Genomic DNA, 23247 nt, shown 5'->3' with positions numbered 1-23247 from the left:
TAAACTAAACTACCATACATATCTCTTAGATGGCGATAATATTCGTCATGGGATAAATTCTGATTTGGGGTTTGATGATAAAAGTAGAGTAGAGAACATAAGACGCATAGGCGAAGTAGCAAAACTATTTGTAGATGCAGGAGTAATCGTTCTTAGTGCTTTTATATCACCATTTAAAGAGGATAGAGATAGAGTAAGAGAGTTAGTAGGAGCAGAAGAGTTTATAGAGGTCTTTGTAGATACACCACTAGAAGTTTGTGAGAGTCGTGATCCAAAAGGTCTGTATAAAAAAGCAAGAGATGGCGAGATACCAAACTTTACAGGAATTAGCTCGCCTTATGAAGCACCACAAAATGCACAAATCCATATAAAAACAGATGAGATGGATATAGAAGAGAGTGTAGATGTGATTGTGAGTTACTTAAATGAAAAAAATACTTTTTAGAGCAGATGCAGCGCCCCATATTGGTATAGGTGATTTGATGTCTCTAATCAATATTTCAAGGTATTTTGATGAATCTTATAAAAAATATTTCATTGTAAAAGATTATAAAGCAGGAGTTGATTTGATAAAAAAATATAATTTATCAAATTGCTTTATAATAGATTCTGCTATAAAACTAAAAGATGAGATAATATATATAAACAAATTTATAAAAAAGTACGATGTTGATATATTGTTTTTAGAGATTACAGAAAGAAAACTATCTGAATATCTAGGCTTAGATAAAGATGTAAAAAAAGTAGCAGTTAATTTTGATGGTCATATTTTAGATGATTTAGATTTAGTAATAGATTGGGATGTAGAAGCCTATAAGTTTTTTGATACTAAAAGATATCCTAAAACAAACTTTTTACTAGGTCCTGAGTATGTGATACTGCCTAAAGAGTTTTACTATGAAAATATTGTAGAAAGAAGAGTTGATTTACCAACTAAAAAAATTTTGATAGCTATGGGTGGTGCTGATGAGTTTGATTTTACTAGAAAAATTGTAGAAAGTATTATTAAATCAAAAATTAATATAGAATTAAATATCATTATAGGTTCTGGCTATGAGTATAGAGATGGATTAGAAAGCAGATTGAAAAATAGTGATATTAAGTATAAAATAAAACAAAATATTACTAATATGCTTGATGAGTATTTAAATTGTGATATAGGAATTGGAGCAGGAGGACTGACTTCTAGTGAAATGGTTGCAACAAAAATCTCACCCATTTTAATTGCAACTTACGAGCATCAAATAGCACGATGTAGGTATTTTGATAAACAAGGTTGGGCTAAATATCTAGGCTACAGAGAGTTTAAAAATAATGAACTAATAAATGCAATCTTAAATCCAATCAAACTTGTTGATAAAAATATTTTTGATACAGATAAAATAGTGGAGTTAGTTGATGAATTACTCTAATGATATGATATTAAAAGATAAAAAGATTTGTTACTATTTTAAATACCTAGATTGGGACAGTGTGTTTTTTGATAGACCGTCATATTTACTAGATTTAAATAAATCTAAATTAATGAGTAGTGAAGTTATTAAAAAAGAAATAAAAGATAAGTTAAAAAATAGTTTTATTACAGTTAAGTTAGATACAAAAAGTGAATACAAAATACTCTCATTTTTGCAAGAGTGTGGATTTTATTATATTGATACGGAAGTTACATTAGAATATGTAACAAATAAAAAAAAGAAGAAACTCTCTTCTGAGGTTCAAATCATCAAAGAAAGCAAAAATAAAAATTTACCTTATACCGACTTTGAAGAAGTATTTACATTAACAAGATTTCATACGGACTTAAATATTGATAATAAAAAAGCTGATGAATTATGGATGAATTATTTAAAAAATTATGAATTATCAGACTCGAAACATATGTTTTGTGCTAAAGTTAATAATGAATTAGCTGGTATTGTTTTAGTTAATATTGATAATAAAGTAGCATCACTTTTTTTTGTAGCTGTAATAGACAAATTCAGAGATTTAGGTATAGGCAGTGCTTTAATTGACAATGCAATAAGATATTTTAAAGGTTATACAATTAGAGTAGGAACTCAAGTTAAAAATATTAATGCATTAAATTTTTATATTAATAATGGATTAAGTAAAATAAACAAAATTTCTACAGTTTTGCATAAATGGTAACTACATCGTACCCAGGTATCGAATATAGAAGCAATTAATACATTATATCTCCTGAAAATATTAAAAATATGAATTATGATATTATACTAGTAATTGTATTGGGTCTCGAAGAAAGCATTTAGAACAATCTTTAAATACAAACACCAATAAAACAATAACTATACAGTTATAAAAAAGCACTTGTGATGAGTTTAAATATTGAAATTTTGGTAACTTGTTTCTTAAAACGAAAGCAGATAACAAACTTGTAAGTAATTTAAATTGAGATTAATATTAGAAATCAAAAGGATTGTTAAGATGAAAAAAATATGCGTAATAGGACTTGGCTATGTTGGGCTACCGTTAGCTCACGCATTTTCTGAAAAATATAAAGTAGTGGGTTTTGATATAAATGCATCTAGAATTGATGAATTAAATAGTGGCTTTGATAGAACTTTGGAACTTTCTAAACTTCAAGTAAAAGAGTCTTTAAAAAATGGTATGATTTTTTCAACGAACCTTGATGATATAAAAGATTGTAATATATATATAGTTACACTTCCAACTCCAATTGATAGTACTAATAGACCTGATTTAACTCCTTTGATAAAATCTTCACAAATGATTGGGAAAATACTCAAAAAAGATGATATCGTAATCTATGAAAGTACCGTTTATCCAGGTGTTACAGAAGAAATATGTGTTCCACAGCTTGAAATAAGCTCAAATATGAAATATAATCAAGATTTTTTTTGTGGATATAGCCCTGAAAGAATTAACCCAGGTGATAAAGAGCACACAATTACAAAAATACCTAAAATAACATCAGGTTCAACGCCACAAATTGCAACAGTTGTAGATGAGTTATATAAAAGTATAATAATAGCAGGCACTCATAAGGCAAGCTCTATAAAAGTAGCAGAAGCTGCAAAAGTTATTGAAAACACTCAAAGAGATGTAAACATCGCTTTGATGAATGAACTGGCTTTAATATTTGATACTATGGGAATAGATACAAGCGATGTTATAGAAGCAGCAGCTACAAAATGGAACTTTATTAAACTGAAGCCTGGACTAGTAGGAGGGCACTGTATAGGAGTGGATCCGTATTATCTTACATTTAAAGCAGAAGAGTTAGGATATAAACCAAATTTAATTTTAGGTGCTAGGGTAATAAATAATGGCATGGGAAAATATATAGCCGAAAAAACAATTAAACTTATTATTCAAAAGAGTATGTCTATAAAAGATGCTAAAATATTAGTTTTGGGTATTTCTTTTAAAGAAAATTGTCCTGATATAAGAAATACAAAAGTTGTTGATATAATTTTCGAATTAAAAGAGTATGGCTTTCATGTAGATGTGTATGATCCATGGGTTAATTCAAAAGAAGTTTACAGTGAATATAAAATCAACATGCAAGAAAAGGTTAATTTTGATTTGTACAAAGTTGTTATTTTTGCAGTTGCACATGATGAATTTAAAAACTTAAGCTTTACATATAATACATTAATTATAGATGTTAAAAATATTTCCAAGAAAGCTGACTGGAGACTTTAATTTACTAAATAATTTATGTAAAAATTTAAAATAAGAGTCGTGATTACGATAGACATTGGATAGAAATAGACAATATAAAAGACCTGAATATAAATATTAACAATACGAAGGATTAAGATGGAATTATATAATAATATTCTAGATGAGATAATTTCTACATTACCACAAGAAGAAAAAATAAAAGTTAGGACAGAAGCTGATTGCTATGGATTTTCACATTATATTGCCTCTAAGTTAGGAATTAAAGACACTCCATTAAGCACCTCAGACTGTAATCATGGCTGGATTCATAGAGATATAAAATCAATTGAAGAAGTAATATCTAAACACACCCTAAGTCATAAAAGAAACTACTATAGTGAAAATATAAAAATGCAGCGAGTACTTTATTCATTAGGGTATTACAATAGTATGTGCATTGGCGTTCCTTACATATATATAGATGATAATGACATAGAAATTAAAAGATATGAAAATACACTCTTAGTAATGCCAATGCATACACTTGAGTGGGATAAGAATTTTCAAAAAATAAATGAAGAAGAGTATGTAAAAAGTATAGATAGTGTTAGAGATGATTTTGACTTGATTGTTTTTTGCATTAGCAAATCTTGTATCACACATAATTTATGGACTAAAACAATCGAAAAATATAATTTTCCTTGGATAGAAGGTGCGGATGTATTTGACAAAAATGCTTTAGCTAGAATGAATAGAATATTTAGAAGTTTTGAGTATGTTTCAAGTCATAGTATTGGCTCTCACATTGCTTACGCATCATATAGTGGTTGTAAAACTACAATATATGGTAAGTATATTGAACCTGACTATGAACAAATGGAAAGAACAAATTATATGAAAGAAAACCCCCATATCATAGATAATTGCTATTATGGACGTTTGAGCTCAACAGTTAGAAAGAAATATCCTATTTTTTTTAAAGAACATCCAAAAGATGGAGTACTAAACATAGATTTTGCAAAAAAAGAACTTGGTTTTGAATGCAAAGTATCATATAGTAAAGTTGCTGAATTATTGGGCTGGAACAATATAAATTGTTATGAAAATAAAATTGTTTTTTCTCAAGAATTCAATAAGTTCTACTTAAAATTAAGTAAATTAAAAAATGATAATAAGCGGTATTTAATTTATGGGTATGGAACAGTAGGTAAAGTGGTATATAGTTTTTTAAGTAGCCAGATTGTTGGCATTGTTGATAAAAACAATATTGGTATTTCTAAAGACACTACACAAGAAAAGATTTACTCTCCTAAAGATATAAAAAAATTTAACTATGATGCAATTATTATTTGTGTCATTGGAAGAGAAGAGGAAATTATAAAATCATTGGATGGCATCGATAATGATAGATTTATTCAAATATTTTAGCAGATTAAAAGGATGTAAATTATGGTAAAAACAGCTTGTCATAAAGAAGGATTATTTATTCAATCAAATGGTGATGTATTTCCTTGTTGTGGGACATGGAATAAGCCAAATATGAAGATAGGAAATATTAGAGATAACGATTTAGAAAGTAAAATAAAAGCTTTTTCTGCAGTGTGCAAATGTGAGAGTTATGAATTGGTGAGTGGTTCTTCAGAGCTTGGAAGATATAAAGAAATCAATATAGAAACTTCTTACGCCTGTCAGGCTACATGTGCAATGTGCTGCGTAAATGCACCTGAAAGTGATGGTTATTACAACAATGAGAACTATCTTGCACTAATGAAGCTTCTTAAGTTAACAAATCCTGATAATATCATGGTACAGGGTGGGGAAATACTTGTGCAAAATGAAACTATGAACTGGATTAGTCAAGTAAAACAAGAAATGAGCAAGTCAAATATAACACTTATTACAAATGGTAACAATATCAAAAAAGTAGAGTATGCGAAAGAAACTTTTGATAATATCCAAGTTTCTTTTGTAGGGTTTCAGAATTTAACATACAAAACTCTAATGGGGTTAGATATTAAACATACTTTTAATTTTTGTGAGCAAATATTTAATTCAGCATCTTCTAATTTATTTATAAAATACTTACTTAGTCCTCTTAATTTGCACGAATTACCTCTATTTATTGAATGGTCTATGGGTATAAATCCTAAAGGTGTAATTATTCACGATTCGAATACTAGTGGATACATAAATTATAAAACAGGCGATGACTATTGGAATAAAATTATCCAAAGAACAAGAGAGCAAATTGTAAAAACAATTCATAATAATAAACACATTCATAAAAAGTACAACTTTAAAAAAATAATTATAGGTGGAAATAATATTGCAAAACTTTTGCAAATAGATGAAAAATATCTAAAAAACAATAAAATAGATGACTTTATTGAAATACAACCAGTAAACTACCGTTTTATAAATTCTTTTGAAAGTGACTCTTATGCAACAAAGACGTTTTAAAAATGATGACTATAATACTTTATTGAAGTATCCAAGATTTAAAGAAATATCAGTTGAATTTTTAAATAAAACAATTAAAGCTCCCGATGCAGCATCATTACTCTTTCTCAATCATGAGCTTTTTGGTCTAGAGATATATAAGTTTACTTCAAAAGATAAAAAGCCAATAATTATAGACTGTGGTGCAAATATAGGTCTTAGTATAATCTACTTTAAAAAATTATACCCTGATGCAAAAGTTATTGCTTTTGAACCTGATAAGAAAATTTTTGATTATTTGCAGTTCAATATTAACTCTTTTGATTTAAAAGATGTTACTCTAATCAATAAAGGATTATGGAATGAAGAAACTACACTGAAGTTTTTTTCTGAAGGAGCTGATGGAGGAAGAATTGCACAAAGTGATGATGCAAATATAGTAGAGATAAAAACTTTGAAGCTAAGTGATTTTATAAAAAAACAAAAAGTAGATTTTCTAAAGATAGATATAGAAGGAGCTGAAACTGAAGTTTTAATAGAGTGTGAAAAATATTTAGATAATGTAGAAAAAATCTTTATAGAGTATCACTCTTTTATAGATAAACCTCAAACATTATCTACGATACTATCTATTTTAGAAAACAGTGGTTTTAGATACTATATAGAACACATAGGGGTTAAATCCAAGCATCCATTTGAATCAATTAAAAACTATGTTGGCTTTGATAATCAACTAAATATTTTTGGATATAGAGTATGAGACTAATTAATCTAGGTTGTGGAAATAAGTATCATAAAGATTGGGAAAATTTTGATTTTAAATCAAATAGTGAATATGTTAAAGTGCATAATCTACTTGAAAAACTTCCTTTTGAAGACTCTTCAGTTGATGTAGTTTATAGTTCACATGTGCTAGAGCATTTTCAAAAATGTGATGCATCTAGATTTTTAAAAGAGTGTTACAGAGTTTTAAAACCTGATGGTATCATTAGGATAGTTGTGCCTGATTTAGAGCAGTTAATGAGAAACTATATAGAGTTTTTAGAAGGTGCAAAAAAAGAAGATAAAAACTCTCAAGAGAAGTATGAATGGACAATGATAGAACTTTTCGATCAGATGGTTCGAAACTATGGTGGTGGAGAGATGCTAAACTACTGGAAACAAAACCCTATGCCACAAGAAGGGTTTGTAGTCCAAAGATTAGGCTCTGAAGTGAAAAACACACTTAAGAGTATTAGAAAAAATCCTAGTACAAAAATAAAAAAAGAGTGTGCTCATAAAAGTATAGAAGAAATAGGAAAATTTAGAACTTCTGGCGAGGTGCATCAATGGATGTATGATGAGTATTCGCTAAAAAAACTACTTCAAGAAGAGGGTTTTAACAGTATAAGTAAAAAAGATGCAGATGAGTCAAATATTGTTAATTTCAATGCTTATTTACTAGACATAGAGGCTGATGGTAGTGTTAGAAAACCTGACTCTCTTTTTATGGAAGCATTTAAATGAAAATACTTATTGTAAATACTTTTGAAATTGAAGGTGGTGCGGCAAGGGCGGCGAATAGACTGCATCATTCACTTATAGAGCTCGGACTAGATTCTACTTTAATTGTCCAAGCTAAGACAACCACCGATTCGACAGTTATCTCTTTATTGACTAAACAAGAGGCACTCAATATCCGAAAAAGTGTTTATAAAGAGCTAATAGACTATCCTAATAAAAGTAAAACACTGTTTTCTGTGTCCAATATAGACTCTACAAAATTAGTTAATAAAATCAACTCTTTAAATCCAGATATTGTCCATTTTCACTGGGTTGCAATGGGAATGATTCGAATTGAAGATATCCCTAAAATTAAAAGCCATATCATTTGGAATTGCCATGATATGATGGCATTGACAGGGGGTTGTCACTATGATGAATGGTGTGATAGATATAAACAAAGTTGTGGCAAGTGCAAAGTATTAAATAGTCACACAGAAAATGATTTAAGTAGAGATATTTTTAATAGAAAAAGCTTTGCTTATAAAAATACACAAAGTATTAATTTTGTGGGAACAAGTAAGTGGATAGTTGAATGCTTAAAACAAAGTGCACTAACTAAAAACAATTCAATATTTCATATTCCAAGTGGTGCAGATGGGCGTATTTTTAAACCCTTAAATAAAATAGAATGTCGAGAAATGTTTAAAATTCCTGTGGATAAGAAAGTCATTTTATTTGGTGCAATGAATCCCTTAGGAGATCCAAGAAAAGGTGCAAAAGAGCTTTTAGAAGCATTAAAGTTATTAAAAATTGAAAACACAATTTTTGTTATAGCAGGATGCCATGAACAAATAAATACGTATGAGTTAGAACTGCCAATTTATTATATTCCTGAAGTAAGTGATGAAGTTTCATTGTCACTGGTGTACAATACAGCTGATATTATGATTGTTCCATCGTTACAAGAAAATTTAGCCAATACTGTTGTTGAAAGTCTTTTATGTGGAATTCCTGTTGTAGCTTTTGATGTTGATGGGAATAAAGATATGATTACGCATAAAAAGAATGGTTATCTTGTTGAACCATTTAAAAAAGGAGATTTGATTTTAGGAATTGAATGGATTTTACACAATAAATTGTATGATGATTTGTCATTGAATGCAAGAACAAGTGCACTTGCAAAGTTTGATTTGAGAGTTTTAGCAAAGCAATATTATAATTTATACAAAGAAGTAGTAAAGAAAAAATATATGCCACAAGCGTTAGAATCATATTCAACGCTTGTCCAACCCTCATGCAATTATTTAGAGTATTATAATTCTCCAAGTTTTTATGAAGTATTATTTAATATTAAAAAAGATAATTTCAAGTGTGTCATCTATGGTGCAGGAACGGTTAGCCAAACTGTTTATGCTGTTATTCCAAATAACATCATTGCGTATGTAGATTTATCAAATAATGAAAAATACAGTTCATCAAGTGAGGAAAAGATTTTTCATCCAAGCAGCTTGAAAGATATTTCTTACGATAAAATCATCATTAGTGTTTTAGGAAGAGAAAAAGCGATAGTTCAATATTTGGTTGAAAAGTTAAATGTGTCTCGTCATAAAATTATTATATTTGATTTGTAATATTAAAAAGGGGGATATCAATGGTTGTCGGTAATGGAATGATTGCAAAAGCTTTTTATGAATACAACTCTGTTGATGATATTCTTATTTTTGCTTCAGGTGTTTCAAGTTCAAACTTAAATTTAGAGAGTGAATTTACACGAGAGTACTCTATGGTTAAAAACTTTCTACAAGAGTATCCAAAAAAATTATTTATTTATTTTAGTAGTTGCAGTATTGAATTTCCTGATTTAAAAGATACAAAATATAATATTCACAAACTTAGTATAGAAAAGCTAATTCAAGCTACTTCTGGTAATTATATTATTTTTCGTCTTCCAAATGTTATAGGCAAAGGTGGAAATCCAAATACGATAATAAATTATTTATTTGATTCAATTAAAGAGTACAAAGAGTTCTTTTTATGGAAATATGCTACTCGGAATATTGTGGATATTGAAGATGTTGTTAAAATTATACAATATGTTATTGAAAATAATTTATATAGAAACGATACGGTTAATATTGCGTATGAAAAAAGTATTCTTGTAGAAGATCTTATTCAAACCATTGAAACACTATTAAATAAAAAATCTTTAAAATCAATTATAAATAAGGGCAGTGACTTTAAAATTGATATTGCAAAAGTATCTTGGATAATGAAAGAAACAAACATGCAACAACCTTCGATAGAATCGTTAATTCTAAAATATAAGATTCATGAACTTAGAGTAAATAATGACTAATATACTCCTATGCGGAGGAAGTGGAACAAGACTATGTCCTATAAGCAGAACTCTTATGCCAAAACAGTTTGTAAAGCTTTTTGATAACAAGTCACTTTTTCAACTAACAGTTGATCGAAATTCAAAAGTTTGTGACGGTCAATTTATAGTATCCAACACAGAGCAGTATTTTTTAGCCCAAGATCAACTAGAAGAAAATGCAACATTTAACATTCAAGATTCAAGTTTCCTCTTAGAGCCAGTTGGAAGAAATACTGCTCCAGCTCTTGCGCTTGCTTGCATGGCTTTAGATAAAGATGAAGTAGTTTTAGTTACTCCAAGCGACCATCTCATCAAAGATGAAGCCGAATACCAAAAAGTTATCCAAAAGGCAAAAAAATTAGCCCAAGAAGATAACCTTGTCACTTTTGGAATCACACCTACATTTGCTGAGACTGGGTTTGGATATATTGAAGCGGAAGCTTCAAATGTTAAGAGGTTTCATGAAAAGCCTGATTTAAGAACAGCAGAGCAATATTTACAACAGAATAATCTTAACGCCCAACACCTAGCATCTAGCACCTTTTTGTGGAATTCTGGCATGTTTATGTTTAAAGCTGGTGTCTTTTTAGATGAGTTAGAGAAGTACTCACCAGAAATCTATATGGCATGTAGGAGTGCGTTTAGTAAAGCAGTAGGCGAGGTTAAAACCTCACTTCCGAGGAGTGGTAATCTCATAAGAATAAAACACGAAGATATGATAGCTATCCCCGAAGACTCTATAGAGTATGCAGTGATGGAGAAATCAACTAAAGTAAAAGTTGTACCAAGCGATATAGGTTGGAGTGATGTAGGAAGCTTTGATGCTCTTTCTGATGAGTGTGTTGGGTTAAGTGCTAAGTGTTATGAAGAAGATAGTGAAAATAACTTTTATCATAACTATAACAGTGATAAAATAATCGCAACTATAGGACTAAAAGATTTTATAGTAATTGATACAGTAGATGTACTTCTTATCGCAAAAAAAGGTGAAACACAAAAAGTAAAAAATATTGTAAATAAGATAAAGCATAGTACAGAACACTTAGTGCTTAACAATCATATGACAGGACATAGACCGTGGGGAACATATACAGTACTAGAAGAGGCAGCAGGGTATAAAATAAAGAGAATAATAGTTAAGTCCAGCAAAAGACTCAGTCTGCAAAAACATTTCCATAGAAATGAGCACTGGGCAGTTGTAAGTGGAACTGCCACGGTTGAGGTTGAAGATAGAACTTTTTTATTGAACGAAAATGAGAGTACCTATATAAAAGCAGGAAATATTCATCGATTGGGCAATGATACTAAAGAGCCTTTAGTTATAATTGAAGTTCAAGTGGGAAGTTACACGGGTGAAGATGATATTGTAAGATTAGAAGATGATTTTAAAAGAGAGAATAATGAATAAACAAAAAGTAGCACTTATAACTGGAATTACAGGACAAGATGGAAGTTATTTAGCAGAGTTTTTACTAAAAAAAGGCTATGAAGTTCACGGCATAAAAAGAAGAAGTTCACTTTTTAACACCGATAGAATAGATCATCTATACCAAGACCCCCATGTAGAATATAGAAACCTAATATTACACTTTGGGGATATGACAGACTCTATGAATTTAACACGAATTATTCAAGAAACTCAACCAGATGAGATATATAATCTAGCTGCTATGAGTCATGTTGCAGTATCTTTTGAAACACCTGAGTATGTGGCTAATGCTGATGGAACAGGAACGCTTAGAATTTTAGAAGCTGTAAAACTACTAGGCTTGACTGCTAAAACAAAAATATATCAAGCATCTACTTCTGAACTATATGGAAAAGTACAAGAAACACCACAGAGTGAAACAACACCTTTTTACCCAAGAAGCCCTTATGCAGTAGCAAAAATATACGCTTATTGGATAACAGTAAGAGACTTTGTAAAACTATCTTTTGAATACTGCGGAATTAAGCTTAGGTTTGAAGGAATTGGAGTAGATGAAGTTGGAATTATAAAGAGCATAGATGAAGTAAAATATAAAGAAGCGTTAGCTAAATCTACACTATTTATAAAACATAATCCACAATTAAAAATTAACCAAGTAGTAGTTTGTGTTGATCCTAGATATTTTCGCCCAACTGAAGTTGACTTACTACTAGGGGATCCATCCAAAGCTGAAAGAAAACTAGGCTGGAGTAGAGAATTTAACTTGCAAGATTTAGTAAACGATATGATGAAGTCAGACTTAAAACTCATGACAAAAGATGTTTACCTAAAAGATGGTGGGTACAATACTATGAGTTATTACGAATAGCATTATGAATAAATCAAGTAAAATATACATAGCAGGGCACAAAGGCTTAGTAGGTTCTGCTATAGTAAAAAACCTACAGTCAAAAGGTTACACAAATTTAGTATCTAGAACTCACCAAGAGTTAGATTTGTTAAATCAAAAAGATGTAGAAGAGTTTTTCAAAAAAGAAAAACCAGAGTATGTAATACTAGCCGCTGCAAAAGTTGGTGGAATTGTAGCAAACAACACATATAGAGCAGACTTTATCTATGAAAACCTTCAAGTCCAAAACAATGTCATCCATCAAAGCTACAGACATAAGGTAAAAAAACTACTCTTTTTAGGAAGCACCTGCATCTACCCTAAAGATGCACCGCAACCTATGAGCGAAGACTCACTTTTAACTAGCCCATTAGAGTACACAAATGAGCCATACGCTGTAGCAAAGATAGCGGGCATCAAGATGTGTGAGAGCTACAACATCCAGTATGGCACAAACTTTATAAGCGTAATGCCTACAAACCTTTATGGACCAAATGATAACTTTGACCTAGAAACATCACATGTCTTGCCAGCACTTTTACGAAAGATGCACGAAGCAAAAGTAGATAATCTAGAAAGAGTAGAAATCTGGGGAAGTGGTAACCCTAGACGTGAATTTATGTACAGTGAGGATATGGCTGATGCTTGTGTATATCTGATGGAGAAAATAGACTTTAAAGAGATCCAACCATCCCGTCATTCTCAGCTTGACTGGGAATCTAAAAGTGAGATCCGCAACACACATATAAACATCGGCACAGGTATAGACATAAGCATAAAAGAGTTAGCAAACCTTATAAAAGAGATAGTAGGTTTCAAAGGTAAACTTCACTTTAACACAAATAAGCCAGATGGCACAATGTTAAAACTAACAGATGTTACAAAGCTACATAATCTTGGCTGGAGGCATAAAGTAGAGCTTGAAGAAGGAATTAAAACTATGTATGAGTGGTATAAGAATGAAACAAAGTAATCATCCAAAAGTAACAGTAGTAACGGTAACTTACAATGCTGAGCAATACCTAGAACAGACAATAAAAAGTGTAGCAGAACAAGACTATCCAAATATTGAATACATCATTATAGATGGTGCAAGTACAGATGGAACTATTGATATCATAAAAAAATATGAAAAGTACATAATATACTGGATAAGTGAGCCTGATGGTGGCATTTATGATGCTATGAACAAAGCCATAGACGCCGCAACTGGAGAGTGGATAAATTTTATGAATGCAGGGGATAGTTTTTGTGAAAAAAACACTCTCTCTGAAGTTATTAAAAATCTAGATTCTAATACTGATTTGATATGTGGAGATATTTACTATCTTGAAAATAATAAAAAAACATATAGAAAAGCTAAAGGCATAGATGGTGGCTTTAATGGTATTTTTTGTTGTCATCAAGCTTTATTTACAAAAACCAATATAATGAAAGAAAAAAAATTTTCTTTAGAGTTTCCCATTGCCGCTGATTATAATTTTGTATTGAGTTGTTTCGTTAAAAAATATAACTTTCAATTTATTAACTTTCCTATTGTTGATTTTTTAGCTGGAGGGTTTTCTGAACAAGAAAATTTTAGAGCAAATATTGAATCAATAAAGATACTATTAGATTATTCAAATGATTCAAAGTTAGCTAGAGAGTCTAATTTTTATAAATCACTCCATTTTGATTCCAATATAGATAACTTTAAATTCTCAAAGCAATTCAACTCTTTTTATAATTCAATAGAATCCTTATCAAAAAAATATTCTAAAATAGCACTATACGGATATGGAACTATTGGTAAAACTATACACTCTTTGTTAAAAGAAAAAGTTAGTGTTATTTTTGATAAAAACAATTTCACTATTACAGATGTAGATGTTTATTCACCTGAAGATATTTTAAATTTTGATTTTGAAATTATCATTATAGCAGTATTAGGAAGAGAGTTAAAGATTAAAGAACAGATTCTCAATCATGGCGTTAATGCAAATAAAATAATTGTATTGCAATTATGAAATATTATTTAGAATATTTTTAGCACTAATAATTACACAATTATTGCTATAGTTTGGGTGATTTTTAATAGTTTGTTCTATTTCATTTGCAAATGCAATGCTTGTAATAACAATAGGAAGATTATTAGCTTCTTGAAAATAATTTTGTAGTGTTAATGAGTTTGGACAAACCAAGTTTTTATCTATCAATCCAATAACTTCAATCTTGTTTTTTTTCAGTAAAGGTTTAAGTTCACTATATATTTTTCCTCCGCCATAAATGATAATTTTGTATATGTTTGATTTTAGTAAAGCTTTCGTTATTAAATACTCAAATGAAATATTTGCATCAACTTCTAATAGTCTTTTACAAGTATTTACTGTTTTTTTTGGAAATAATTTATAGCTTTGAAAATTCACTATATAATGTTCTAAAGTAATAAGTTCTGATGCGAAAGAGAAGTAAATACCAAAATATTTTAGTGATACTTCACTAAAAATTTCTTTATTAAAAAACTTATAATCATAAATTTTTTCTAATAAGTACTCAATCTGTTCTATATTTTTACTAACCACTAAGTACTTAAGAATATATCCACTGAGTAGTTTTAATGTTTTAGCTAAGAGATGAATTTCATACTCTCCAGGATTAAAATATTTTGCATAAAACTCTCGTATTATTGAGATGATTTTGAATATATCATCAATTTTTTTGATGCTGACTTCATTTGTAATAGAAGCAGGAGTACTATAGTATTTGTAGTAAGCTCTTTGCAGTGTAGATGTTTTTTTTGCAAAATATAACAGCTGTATAGCTATTAATTGATCTTCATAAACTAAATCATCAGGAAATTCAATACTGTTATCAATAAAGAGAGATTTTTTATACAATTGACCACAAATACTTGAAGATAAATTTGGATTTAAAGCTTCCTGAGAATTATTGCTTTTTAAAACTCCTCGTGAAGTAATTACATAAGAACCATCATGTAGTTTTTTTAGATATGGAGAATAAATAATATCGCTATCATTTTTTATTGCCATAGAATATAAATCCTCAAGCATTGTCGATTCTACAGCATCATCGCTATCTACAAAACAAATATACTTTGAAGTAGATTGCGATATCCCTAAATTTCTAGACTTACTGACGCCTTGATTTTTTTGATGAATCACATGGATATTATTGCATTTGCTTTTAAATTTATTAATAATGTTGCCACTATTATCTGTTGAGCCATCGTTAATAACAATTAATTCAAAATTTTTAAATGTTTGTTCAATAATTGAGCTTAAACATCTTTTTATATACTTTGAAGAGTTGTATACTGGAACAATTACGCTGATTTCTGGCATATTATTAATCTAATAATTTTATAAATTCATGCAAATCAGTTTTCATTTTAGTCGAAGAGATATTCTGCGTTCTTGGTAAATAAAGCACTTCACAATACTCTTTTAAAAAGTCAAACTCTCCTCTCCAATCATCACCCATAGCAAAAATATCTACATTATGCTTTACGATATCATTTGCTTTTTGTTCCCAATTATGCTCTGCTATAACCATGTCAACACATTTAATATTTTCAACTATCAAAATTCTCTGTTCAAAAGGGATGAGTGTTTTTTTCCTCTTAATGGTGTTGAACTCATCAGTTGAAACCGCTACTATGAGTTTTGTACCAAGTTTTTTTAGTCTTTGAAGAAGTTTTAAATGTCCAATGTGAAACATATCAAAAGTTCCATAAGTTATAATAGTTTTATCTTGCACCAAGAGACTCTTTTAGTTTTTGCACCTCTACAGGAGAGAGTAAGTTTCCATAATCACTCTGATCCCATTTTTTTGGTGGGATTATCCAGTTTTTTCCATACAATAGACAGAGATAGTCTTCTGCTAAAAAAGGTATCTGAAGCTCTAAGTCTTTGTATTTATGGTACCTAAGCCCCTCACATAAATTTTTTGGTATATAGATATAGTTTACTCCGTGTCTAACCATGTACTTCTCATCCAAAAAGTCAGCAATGCTTATGTCAATGATGGAAGGTTCTTCTTGAGCTTTTATAGATTTAGATGAGATTATGATTTTTTTAATATCGCCTTTTTTTACTAGGATCTCATCTTCTAAGTAAAGAACTTTTTCTATATCGTACTCTTTAAATAAAGGGCTAGTTGTTATAAAATCATAAAAGCTAATCGCATCCTTTTGTGATGTTAAAAATAGATCAACATCAGCTACAGATGATAAATCTTTATTTCTAAAGAGTGTAGCAAGTGATGAACCGATTATGTAGTAATCTATCTTGTTATCAGTAAATATTTGAGATATATTTTTCATAATATTATCTGTTTCTTTAGTTCTGCTTTGAGTAGAAAAATTTATAGCGTTATCAGCTATTTCCATTATTTTGCTATCTTTGATATTCAGACTTTGTAGTTGGTTTTTCATACTATTGACCCATATACCAGTAATAGCTATTTTATCAAAGCTCAGAAGTGGCAGTTTATCTAAAGAGTGTATTTTTTTATTATTATATTTAGTGCCATCTAGTCTTTTGTTGTTATCTATAAATCCAATAATATTATGCGTACTGTTTAGTTCTCTATAGAGTGCTCTACCCGCTACTCCTACACCAAAAATTAATATTTTTTCTTTACACATACTCTTCCTTAAAATCAAAAAAAATTATTTACAAACTAAAATATTTTTAAGCTCAAGTAAACTCTTTATATCTTTTTCTGCTTGGAACTTTTCTGATTTTACAACATCTTGAAACATTCCTTGTTTTATACAAATAGTGCGAAATCCAAGCTCTTTGATACCAACAAAATCTTTGTTAATATTATCGGCAACATATACTATATCTTTATAGTCTATGTTTTCATACTTCGCAATTTTTGTAAAACAATAAGCTGATGGTTTTGCATGTATTATACCGTATCGGTGGGTGATGAAAGCTTTGTTTACCAAATTTTCAAGTTCTAAAGCTTTAATTTTATTTGTTTGAACAATTTTATTGCCATCTGTGACAATGTAAAGAGGAATATTTTGTTTTTTATAAAAACTAAGCATCTTTTTTGCATCACTGTTAAGGTTTATTTTTGGTAAATGGGTACGATAAATTGTCAAAGCTTTTTTAATGTTTTGTTTTGTATAAAGTTTAAAATATATGAATGTTTTATCAAAAACTTTACCTCTACCATCTTCTTGTAAAACTTCCATCATTTTATTGAACATCGTGTCTGGATTGTTAGGTATAAAATATTTGCATACTGCATAAAAACCACTTTTTACAAAACTGATTTCATCATACAATGTATCATCTAAATCAAATACGATAACTTTAACTTTCAATATAAATGTCCTTGTCTTGGCGTATTTGCTTGATAATCTTATTTGTAATATTCACTTGTAAATCTTCTTTGTTGGACTCTTGTAAAAACCATAAGAAGCTCTTTAGACCAGCATAATCGCTTAGCGTTGAAGCTCCTCCAAAGCGTGCATTACACTCTATAAGAAAGGAACCTTTTTCGTTTTGTAACACCTGAAGTACGCTATGTCCTTGAATCTTGTGATATGTTACAAAATCAGAAGCCTTTTGTGCTAAATTTTCATCATGTACGATTGTTGTTATCTTTGACTCACCATTTACTACAAGATCACGAGAACGAACTATAACACCTCTGCACACGACATTTTTATCAACATAGCAATCGATGCTGTATTCTTGTCCTTTGATAAATGGTTGAAAAATTGGTTCTTGAAGTTTCTTAGCATGTTCGATAGCTTGAGCTTTACCAATATCAGATCCCATGTTTTTTGCACCAGAACCAAAGCGTTCTTTTACTACAAAAGAATCAACTTGAAGCTCATGAATATTTAGTGTAGTTTCAATTGCCCAAGTACTTTTAGCAATTTCATAAAAGCGAAGTTTGTCATAACAAAATTCTACCACTTCTATATCAGCGACAAAAACAACAATGCCTTTATCTGCTAATGCTTTTTTGTGAAGTGAAAAAAAAGGGAGCTCGGCGTCTCGTGTTGGAATGATATATCTAATTTTATATTTTTGTATATATTTTAAAAGTATTTCAAGTGATAGCTCTTCTAGAGGAGGGATTTGGCAAAAATCATCAACTGTAATTCGACTAAAAACATTAGGATTGCTATCAGCTCCAATTATTTTCATAGTAGAGTCAAAATCATCTTTTGCTCTTGCAATTGCCTTGATAAGTGGGATTTTAGCACCGATACTAGTTATGAGGATAGATTTATTCATAGATTTTATCCTGTATAGTATGACTGACTATCCCAAATTTTTTAACCATTTTTCTAAGCTTATTTTTGTTAAATTTTTGTAATACTAAATTCTTTTTCTTTTTTAGATATTTATACATATCTCTTTGATTTTTTGCCGTTTTTATCGCGATCATAGGTAATCCTAAATAATATACTTCATTTACAGTTACACTTGGTGTTACTATTGCAAAGTCACTTTTTGCTATAAGTTTCGCTATTTTATTTGAGTTTATATGTAGGTTTATCCAAGGTCTGTTTTTTGAGTATTTTTTTAGTCTGTCTAAGTTTTTGTTTGCATCTGTAGTTACAAGGTGCACTTTGATGTTGTTAAAGTTTTTTAGTGTCTTTAGTATATCTATGTTTATATTAGCGGTATCAGCTCCTCCCATAGCTAGAAAAATTTTGACTTTTGAATTTTGAATTTTAAATTGTTTTTTCCTTTTTAATCTGCTCTTTTCTTTTATAAATTCATCTCGTAAAAGAGTATATTTTGCACCGCATCTAATCTCACACTCTTTTGGCACTAAGTTTTTATACTTTTTCTTTTTTGCATAAATATTATGGTTTAAAAGTATGTCACAGTAGTGTTTTTCATAAGTATCATCAAGTGCTAAAATCTTAACACCTGTTTTTTCTTTTAGTTTTTTCTCATACTTATAGTCTATATCATAGCTATCAATGATGGCTAAATCTATATCTAGTTTAGTGACGAGTTTTACAACTTCACTTAGATCATTTGTCTTTAAAAGTTTTACTCTGTATCCAGCTTCAACTATCTTGTGATTTATGTTTTTATCTAAATCTTGAGTAGCAAATACTATATTTGCATCTTTGAACTCTTTTGCTAAGACTAAGCATCTCATAACATGTCCAGTTCCGATGCTTGATGAAGAGTCACATCTTATAAGGATATTCAAACCGATCCCCAAATTTATAATCTTTAGTAGCTTTTGTTCCTAAAACCTTATGCAAATGTTTTGGATGCATTCCATAACTAGGGCGAACAGATTTGAGGTTTTTTTCACTTAAGAGTTCTCCTTTTTTTATATCTTTTGATACATAAATGCTTCTCGCATGTTCACGATTTTTTCTCTTTTTATCGCTCATGCTATAATCAACACAGCCAAGAAGTTTTTCTGCATCTCTAATATTTTGAACCATCTCTTTAAAATCTTTTGCACACATAGAAAACTCAGCATCTGCACCACCGATAGACTTATCTATGATAAAGTGTTTCTCTATCACTTTTGCTCCAAGGGAGACTGCAACTATAGGTGCAACACTACCTAAAGTGTGATCTGAAAATCCACTTACAACATCAAATCTTTTTGCTAAATCTTCAATTGTTAAAAGGTTAGCATCTTCAAGAGGTGCTGGATAAGCGCTCGTACATTTTAACAAGATAATATTTTCATTCCCAACTTCTCTACAAATGTCAACTGCATCTTGCAGTTCACTCTCAAGTGCAATACCCGTTGAAATAATGATAGGTTTCATTTTTAAAGCAGTATATCTAATGAGTTCATAATCAGTAATCTCAAAAGATGCTATCTTGTAAGCAGATGGGTTGAGTATTTCTAAAAAATCAACAGCACTTTTATCAAAAGGAGAGGAGAAGATATCAATATCTATACTTCTAGCATACTCAAACAACTCTCTATGCCACTCCCACGGGGTATACGCTTCTGTATAAAGTTCATATAGATTCTTACCATCCCAAAGAGTTCCGCCATCTATCATAAAGTCATCTTTTTGAGAGTTTAAAGTGATAGTATCAGCAGTATATGTTTGGAGTTTTATAGCATCTGCTCCACACTCTTTTGCCGCTTTTATAGTCTCTAATGCAGTTTGCAGACTTCCATTATGATTTGCTGAGAGTTCAGCAATTATGTAAGTACCATCTTTTTCTAAGTCAAAATTACCTATCTTCATTTTCGCTTCTTTTTACAGCTTCATACATAAATTCAGCTCTCTTAAAATCTTCAAGCGTGTCAATATCTTGGACTAAATGTCTAGGTATTACTATGGGTATGGTATCGCTACCAAATGTGATATCTTTAGCTGCTTTATGGATATCTTTCCAATAAAACTGTCCCGCATCTTGATAAGCTTCCTCTAAATCTTGACTTCTTTTCATAAAGTTCTCTGGCCAAAACATTTGGCATCTATCCTCTGGAGTGATTTTAAATGTTCTTTGAATAGGAAAGGGCATAGTTGTGACGCTAAGAGCTTTTGAAGCGTCTGAGTCTCTTAGTCTCTCAAATCCTTCTTTTAAGTACTTTACCTGCATTAGTGGTGCAGTAGCATATATAAGGCAATAGAAATCATAATCTTGTCCACTCTCTTTAAGAGAGTTTAGTGTATGTTCTACGACGGCTCCAACTCCTGTAAAGTCATCACTTAGCTCAGATGGTCGCAAAAATGGAACCTCTGCTCCATACTCTTTAGCAGTACGAGCAATCTCCTCGTCATCAGTGCTCACAATGACTCTATCAAAGAGTTTGGATTTTAGTGCAGTCTCGATACTATAGGCAATAAGTGGCTTAGAAAAAAAATCTTTTATATTTTTCCTAGGTATGCGTTTACTTCCACCTCGTGCTGGGATTATGGCTACACATCTAGGCATTTAAGACTTCAAGTAGTGAGTTTACAACATATTGTTGCTCATCCTCACTTAGTGTTGGATAGCAAGGGATTGATAAGCACTCTTTAGAGTATCTATCCATCATAGGAGTTTCTTCATCTCCATATCCTAGGCTTTTGTAGTAAGGCTGTTTGTTTATAGGTTTATAGTGTACTTGCACGCCTATCTTTTTTTCTCTCATCTTTTTAATAACTTCATCTTTAGAAATATCTAGTTTGCTAAAGTCGATTCTGACTACATACAAATGATAGAGTGAAGTCTTTGTAAAGCTATAGAGCGGTTTTACTATGGTATTTTGAAATGCTTTATCATATCTTTTTGCGATGGACTGTCTTTTATCTATGAAAGAGTATAGCTTTTTAATCTGTGAGAGTCCAAGAGTAGAGCTGATATCGCTAAGGCGGTAGTTAAATCCTAAGTCTAGCATCTGATGCTTATCATCTTGACCATGATTTCTTAACATTTTTATCTTTTCATATAGTGCTTTGTCATTTGTAACTACCGCACCACCCTCACCTGTAGTTATATGTTTAACTGGATGAAATGAAAAAATGGATATATCACTATATGTTAGTTTTGCACCCATTGTGTGAGCATTGTCTTCAAGGATTTTAATATTATAAGTGTTTTTAAGGTGCTTGAGTCTTTTTTTATCTAAAATTTTGCCGGAGAAAGAAACAGCAAATATTGCTTTTATTGAGGTGTCTTTTTTTAAAATATCCTCACACATATCCAAATCTATGCTTCCATCTTCACAAATATCTACAAAAACAGGAGTAGCTTTCGCATAAAGAATACTGTTTGCTGTTGCGATAAAGCTGTTTGGAGTAGTTAAAACTCTATCACCTTCACAAAGCAGTGCTAGAGCGGACAAGTGCAAAGCTGCGGTTCCATTTGATACAGATACACAATACTTTGCATTTGAGATCTCATAGATCTCTCTCTCAAACTCATTTACTTTTAATCCAGTTGTTAAAAAGTCACTCTTTAGAGTCTCTATAAAGTTAGATAGGTCATCATCTTCGATAACTTGTTTTGAGTAGGGTATAAAATTCATTGGATATCTTTTATAATCTCTACGAGGCTATCTTCTCTAAGCCAAGAGTCATTATTGCCAGAATTATATTCAAAACCTTGAGGCACATTTAGCCCTATCTCGCCAAGTAAATTTTTAGTAAAATCTCTATTTGCACTAAACTGAATAGTAGGAGTAATGACATAGTGATCATCAAACTCTAGGGTTAGATGGCTATCATCCGCAGGGCACATAATCTCATGCAGTTTTTCACCAGGTCTTATACCTACTATATCATTTGGTAGATTTGGTGCCATAGCATTAGCTAGATCTATTATCTTCATAGATGGTATTTTAGGTATAAAAATCTCTCCACCTTGCATCCTTCTAAAACTACTAAGAACAAAATTAACACCATCTTCAAGAGTTATAAAAAATCTTGTCATTTTGATATCTGTAATAGGTAGTTTTGTAGCACCATTGTCTAAAAGTTTTTTAAAGTATGGGATGACTGAACCTCGGCTAGCTATAACATTTCCATATCTAACAACTGAAAAGGATATATCTTGAGTACCTATTAGGTTGTTAGCTGCTACAAAAAGTTTATCAGACGCTAGTTTTGTTGCACCATAGAGGTTAACAGGATTTGCCGCTTTGTCCGTTGAGAGTGCTATAATTTTTTGCACCTTATTTTCAAGAGCAGCATCTATAACATTTTGTGCTCCATTGATGTTAGTTTTTATACACTCCATCGGGTTGTATTCTGCTATGGGAACATGCTTGAGTGCTGCTGCATGAATAACATAGTCAACATCTTTCATGGCTTTTTTTAGTCTGTCTGCATCTCTTACATCACCTATAAAAAACCTCATGCACCTATGTGTAAACTCTTGAGCCATCTCATACTGTTTTAGCTCATCTCTTGAGAAAATTATAATCTTATTTGGTTTATACTTTTTTAAAATTACTTGTGTGAATTTTTTTCCAAAACTACCTGTTCCACCAGTAATTAAGATATTTTTATCGTTTAGCATCTAA

The 23247-nt window shown here is 30.5% G+C and carries 24 protein-coding genes; 14 read left to right on the top strand and 10 right to left on the bottom strand.

The window, feature by feature from the left end; translation table 11 throughout:
• The 14 genes from cysC to M947_RS23275 all read left to right on the top strand — a co-directional run.
• Positions 1 to 445 (top strand): adenylyl-sulfate kinase (cysC, locus tag M947_RS20280; RefSeq protein WP_021287968.1); only part of this gene is annotated, 445 nt, incomplete at its 5' end.
• Complete coding sequence (locus M947_RS20275) at positions 426 to 1412, top strand: glycosyltransferase (protein ID WP_021287967.1); 987 nt, start codon at positions 426 to 428, stop codon at positions 1410 to 1412. The genes cysC and M947_RS20275, both read left to right, overlap by 20 nt.
• Positions 1399 to 2148: a GNAT family N-acetyltransferase gene (locus M947_RS20270; RefSeq protein ID WP_021287966.1), complete on the top strand. Its 750-nt coding sequence runs from the start codon at positions 1399 to 1401 to the stop codon at positions 2146 to 2148. The genes M947_RS20275 and M947_RS20270 overlap by 14 nt, the downstream gene beginning before the upstream one ends.
• A 297-nt stretch (positions 2149 to 2445) precedes the next feature.
• Complete coding sequence (locus M947_RS20265) at positions 2446 to 3687, top strand: nucleotide sugar dehydrogenase (protein WP_021287965.1); 1242 nt, start codon at positions 2446 to 2448, stop codon at positions 3685 to 3687.
• 117 nt (positions 3688 to 3804) lie between these two features.
• A complete protein-coding gene (locus M947_RS20260) occupies positions 3805 to 5076 on the top strand; it encodes a hypothetical protein (protein ID WP_021287964.1) in 1272 nt (423 codons plus the stop codon).
• A gap of 21 nt (positions 5077 to 5097) precedes the next feature.
• The gene (locus M947_RS20255; RefSeq protein ID WP_021287963.1) at positions 5098 to 6108 is read left to right on the top strand and encodes an SPASM domain-containing protein; all 1011 of its coding nucleotides are present in this window, start codon (positions 5098 to 5100) and stop codon (positions 6106 to 6108) included.
• Positions 6089 to 6847, top strand: coding sequence for an FkbM family methyltransferase (locus tag M947_RS20250; RefSeq protein ID WP_021287962.1), 759 nt, complete (start codon positions 6089 to 6091; stop codon positions 6845 to 6847). The genes M947_RS20255 and M947_RS20250 overlap by 20 nt, the downstream gene beginning before the upstream one ends.
• Complete coding sequence (locus tag M947_RS20245; protein WP_021287961.1) at positions 6844 to 7593, top strand: class I SAM-dependent methyltransferase; 750 nt, start codon at positions 6844 to 6846, stop codon at positions 7591 to 7593. Before M947_RS20250 ends, M947_RS20245 begins: the two co-directional genes overlap by 4 nt.
• On the top strand, positions 7590 to 9203 hold the full coding sequence (locus M947_RS0112035) for a glycosyltransferase (RefSeq protein WP_021287960.1): 1614 nt from the start codon (positions 7590 to 7592) through the stop codon (positions 9201 to 9203). Before M947_RS20245 ends, M947_RS0112035 begins: the two co-directional genes overlap by 4 nt.
• A 20-nt stretch (positions 9204 to 9223) precedes the next feature.
• Positions 9224 to 9928 carry an NAD-dependent epimerase/dehydratase family protein gene (locus tag M947_RS20240; RefSeq protein WP_021287959.1) on the top strand — a complete coding sequence of 235 codons (705 nt, stop codon included), beginning with the start codon at positions 9224 to 9226 and terminating at the stop codon, positions 9926 to 9928.
• Complete coding sequence (locus M947_RS20235; protein WP_021287958.1) at positions 9921 to 11357, top strand: mannose-1-phosphate guanylyltransferase/mannose-6-phosphate isomerase; 1437 nt, start codon at positions 9921 to 9923, stop codon at positions 11355 to 11357. The genes M947_RS20240 and M947_RS20235 overlap by 8 nt, the downstream gene beginning before the upstream one ends.
• Complete coding sequence (locus M947_RS20230) at positions 11350 to 12246, top strand: GDP-mannose 4,6-dehydratase (protein ID WP_031348065.1); 897 nt, start codon at positions 11350 to 11352, stop codon at positions 12244 to 12246. The genes M947_RS20235 and M947_RS20230 overlap by 8 nt, the downstream gene beginning before the upstream one ends.
• A gap of 4 nt (positions 12247 to 12250) precedes the next feature.
• A complete protein-coding gene (locus M947_RS20225; protein WP_021287956.1) occupies positions 12251 to 13240 on the top strand; it encodes a GDP-L-fucose synthase family protein in 990 nt (329 codons plus the stop codon).
• Positions 13212 to 14273, top strand: coding sequence for a glycosyltransferase family 2 protein (locus M947_RS23275; protein ID WP_081666484.1), 1062 nt, complete (start codon positions 13212 to 13214; stop codon positions 14271 to 14273). Before M947_RS20225 ends, M947_RS23275 begins: the two co-directional genes overlap by 29 nt.
• Here the strand turns inward: M947_RS23275 and M947_RS20215 are convergent.
• Genes M947_RS20215 through pseB form a run of 10 tightly spaced genes read right to left on the bottom strand, consistent with a single transcriptional unit; the run spans position 14268 to position 23243 of the window.
• Positions 14268 to 15608, bottom strand: a complete 1341-nt coding sequence (locus M947_RS20215; protein ID WP_021287954.1) for a glycosyltransferase family 2 protein — start codon at positions 15606 to 15608, stop codon at positions 14268 to 14270. The two genes, M947_RS23275 and M947_RS20215, sit on opposite strands and share 6 nt — an antisense overlap.
• A 4-nt stretch (positions 15609 to 15612) precedes the next feature.
• Positions 15613 to 16023 carry a glycerol-3-phosphate cytidylyltransferase gene (gene tagD / locus M947_RS20210; protein WP_021287953.1) on the bottom strand — a complete coding sequence of 137 codons (411 nt, stop codon included), beginning with the start codon at positions 16021 to 16023 and terminating at the stop codon, positions 15613 to 15615.
• A complete protein-coding gene (locus M947_RS20205) occupies positions 16013 to 16912 on the bottom strand; it encodes a nucleoside-diphosphate sugar epimerase/dehydratase (protein ID WP_021287952.1) in 900 nt (299 codons plus the stop codon). The genes tagD and M947_RS20205 overlap by 11 nt, the downstream gene beginning before the upstream one ends.
• A 24-nt stretch (positions 16913 to 16936) precedes the next feature.
• Positions 16937 to 17605 (bottom strand): HAD family hydrolase, encoded by a 669-nt coding sequence (locus M947_RS20200; RefSeq protein ID WP_021287951.1) that lies wholly within the window; start codon positions 17603 to 17605, stop codon positions 16937 to 16939.
• Positions 17595 to 18530, bottom strand: a complete 936-nt coding sequence (locus tag M947_RS20195) for an ATP-grasp domain-containing protein (RefSeq protein ID WP_021287950.1) — start codon at positions 18528 to 18530, stop codon at positions 17595 to 17597. Before M947_RS20195 ends, M947_RS20200 begins: the two co-directional genes overlap by 11 nt.
• Complete coding sequence (gene pseG / locus M947_RS20190) at positions 18523 to 19467, bottom strand: UDP-2,4-diacetamido-2,4,6-trideoxy-beta-L-altropyranose hydrolase (protein ID WP_021287949.1); 945 nt, start codon at positions 19465 to 19467, stop codon at positions 18523 to 18525. The genes M947_RS20195 and pseG overlap by 8 nt, the downstream gene beginning before the upstream one ends.
• Positions 19445 to 20482 (bottom strand): pseudaminic acid synthase, encoded by a 1038-nt coding sequence (gene pseI, locus M947_RS20185; RefSeq protein ID WP_021287948.1) that lies wholly within the window; start codon positions 20480 to 20482, stop codon positions 19445 to 19447. Before pseI ends, pseG begins: the two co-directional genes overlap by 23 nt.
• Positions 20469 to 21176 carry a pseudaminic acid cytidylyltransferase gene (gene pseF / locus M947_RS20180; RefSeq protein WP_021287947.1) on the bottom strand — a complete coding sequence of 236 codons (708 nt, stop codon included), beginning with the start codon at positions 21174 to 21176 and terminating at the stop codon, positions 20469 to 20471. The genes pseI and pseF overlap by 14 nt, the downstream gene beginning before the upstream one ends.
• Positions 21169 to 22251, bottom strand: coding sequence for an aminotransferase class V-fold PLP-dependent enzyme (locus M947_RS20175; RefSeq protein ID WP_021287946.1), 1083 nt, complete (start codon positions 22249 to 22251; stop codon positions 21169 to 21171). The genes pseF and M947_RS20175 overlap by 8 nt, the downstream gene beginning before the upstream one ends.
• Positions 22248 to 23243, bottom strand: a complete 996-nt coding sequence (gene pseB / locus M947_RS20170) for a UDP-N-acetylglucosamine 4,6-dehydratase (inverting) (RefSeq protein ID WP_021287945.1) — start codon at positions 23241 to 23243, stop codon at positions 22248 to 22250. The genes M947_RS20175 and pseB overlap by 4 nt, the downstream gene beginning before the upstream one ends.
• Positions 23244 to 23247: the final 4 nt, after the last annotated feature.

Origin of the sequence: Sulfurimonas hongkongensis, assembly GCF_000445475.1 — a bacterium.
Lineage (GTDB): Bacteria > Campylobacterota > Campylobacteria > Campylobacterales > Sulfurimonadaceae > Sulfurimonas > Sulfurimonas hongkongensis.
This window is presented reverse-complemented; position numbering and strand designations above follow the sequence as displayed.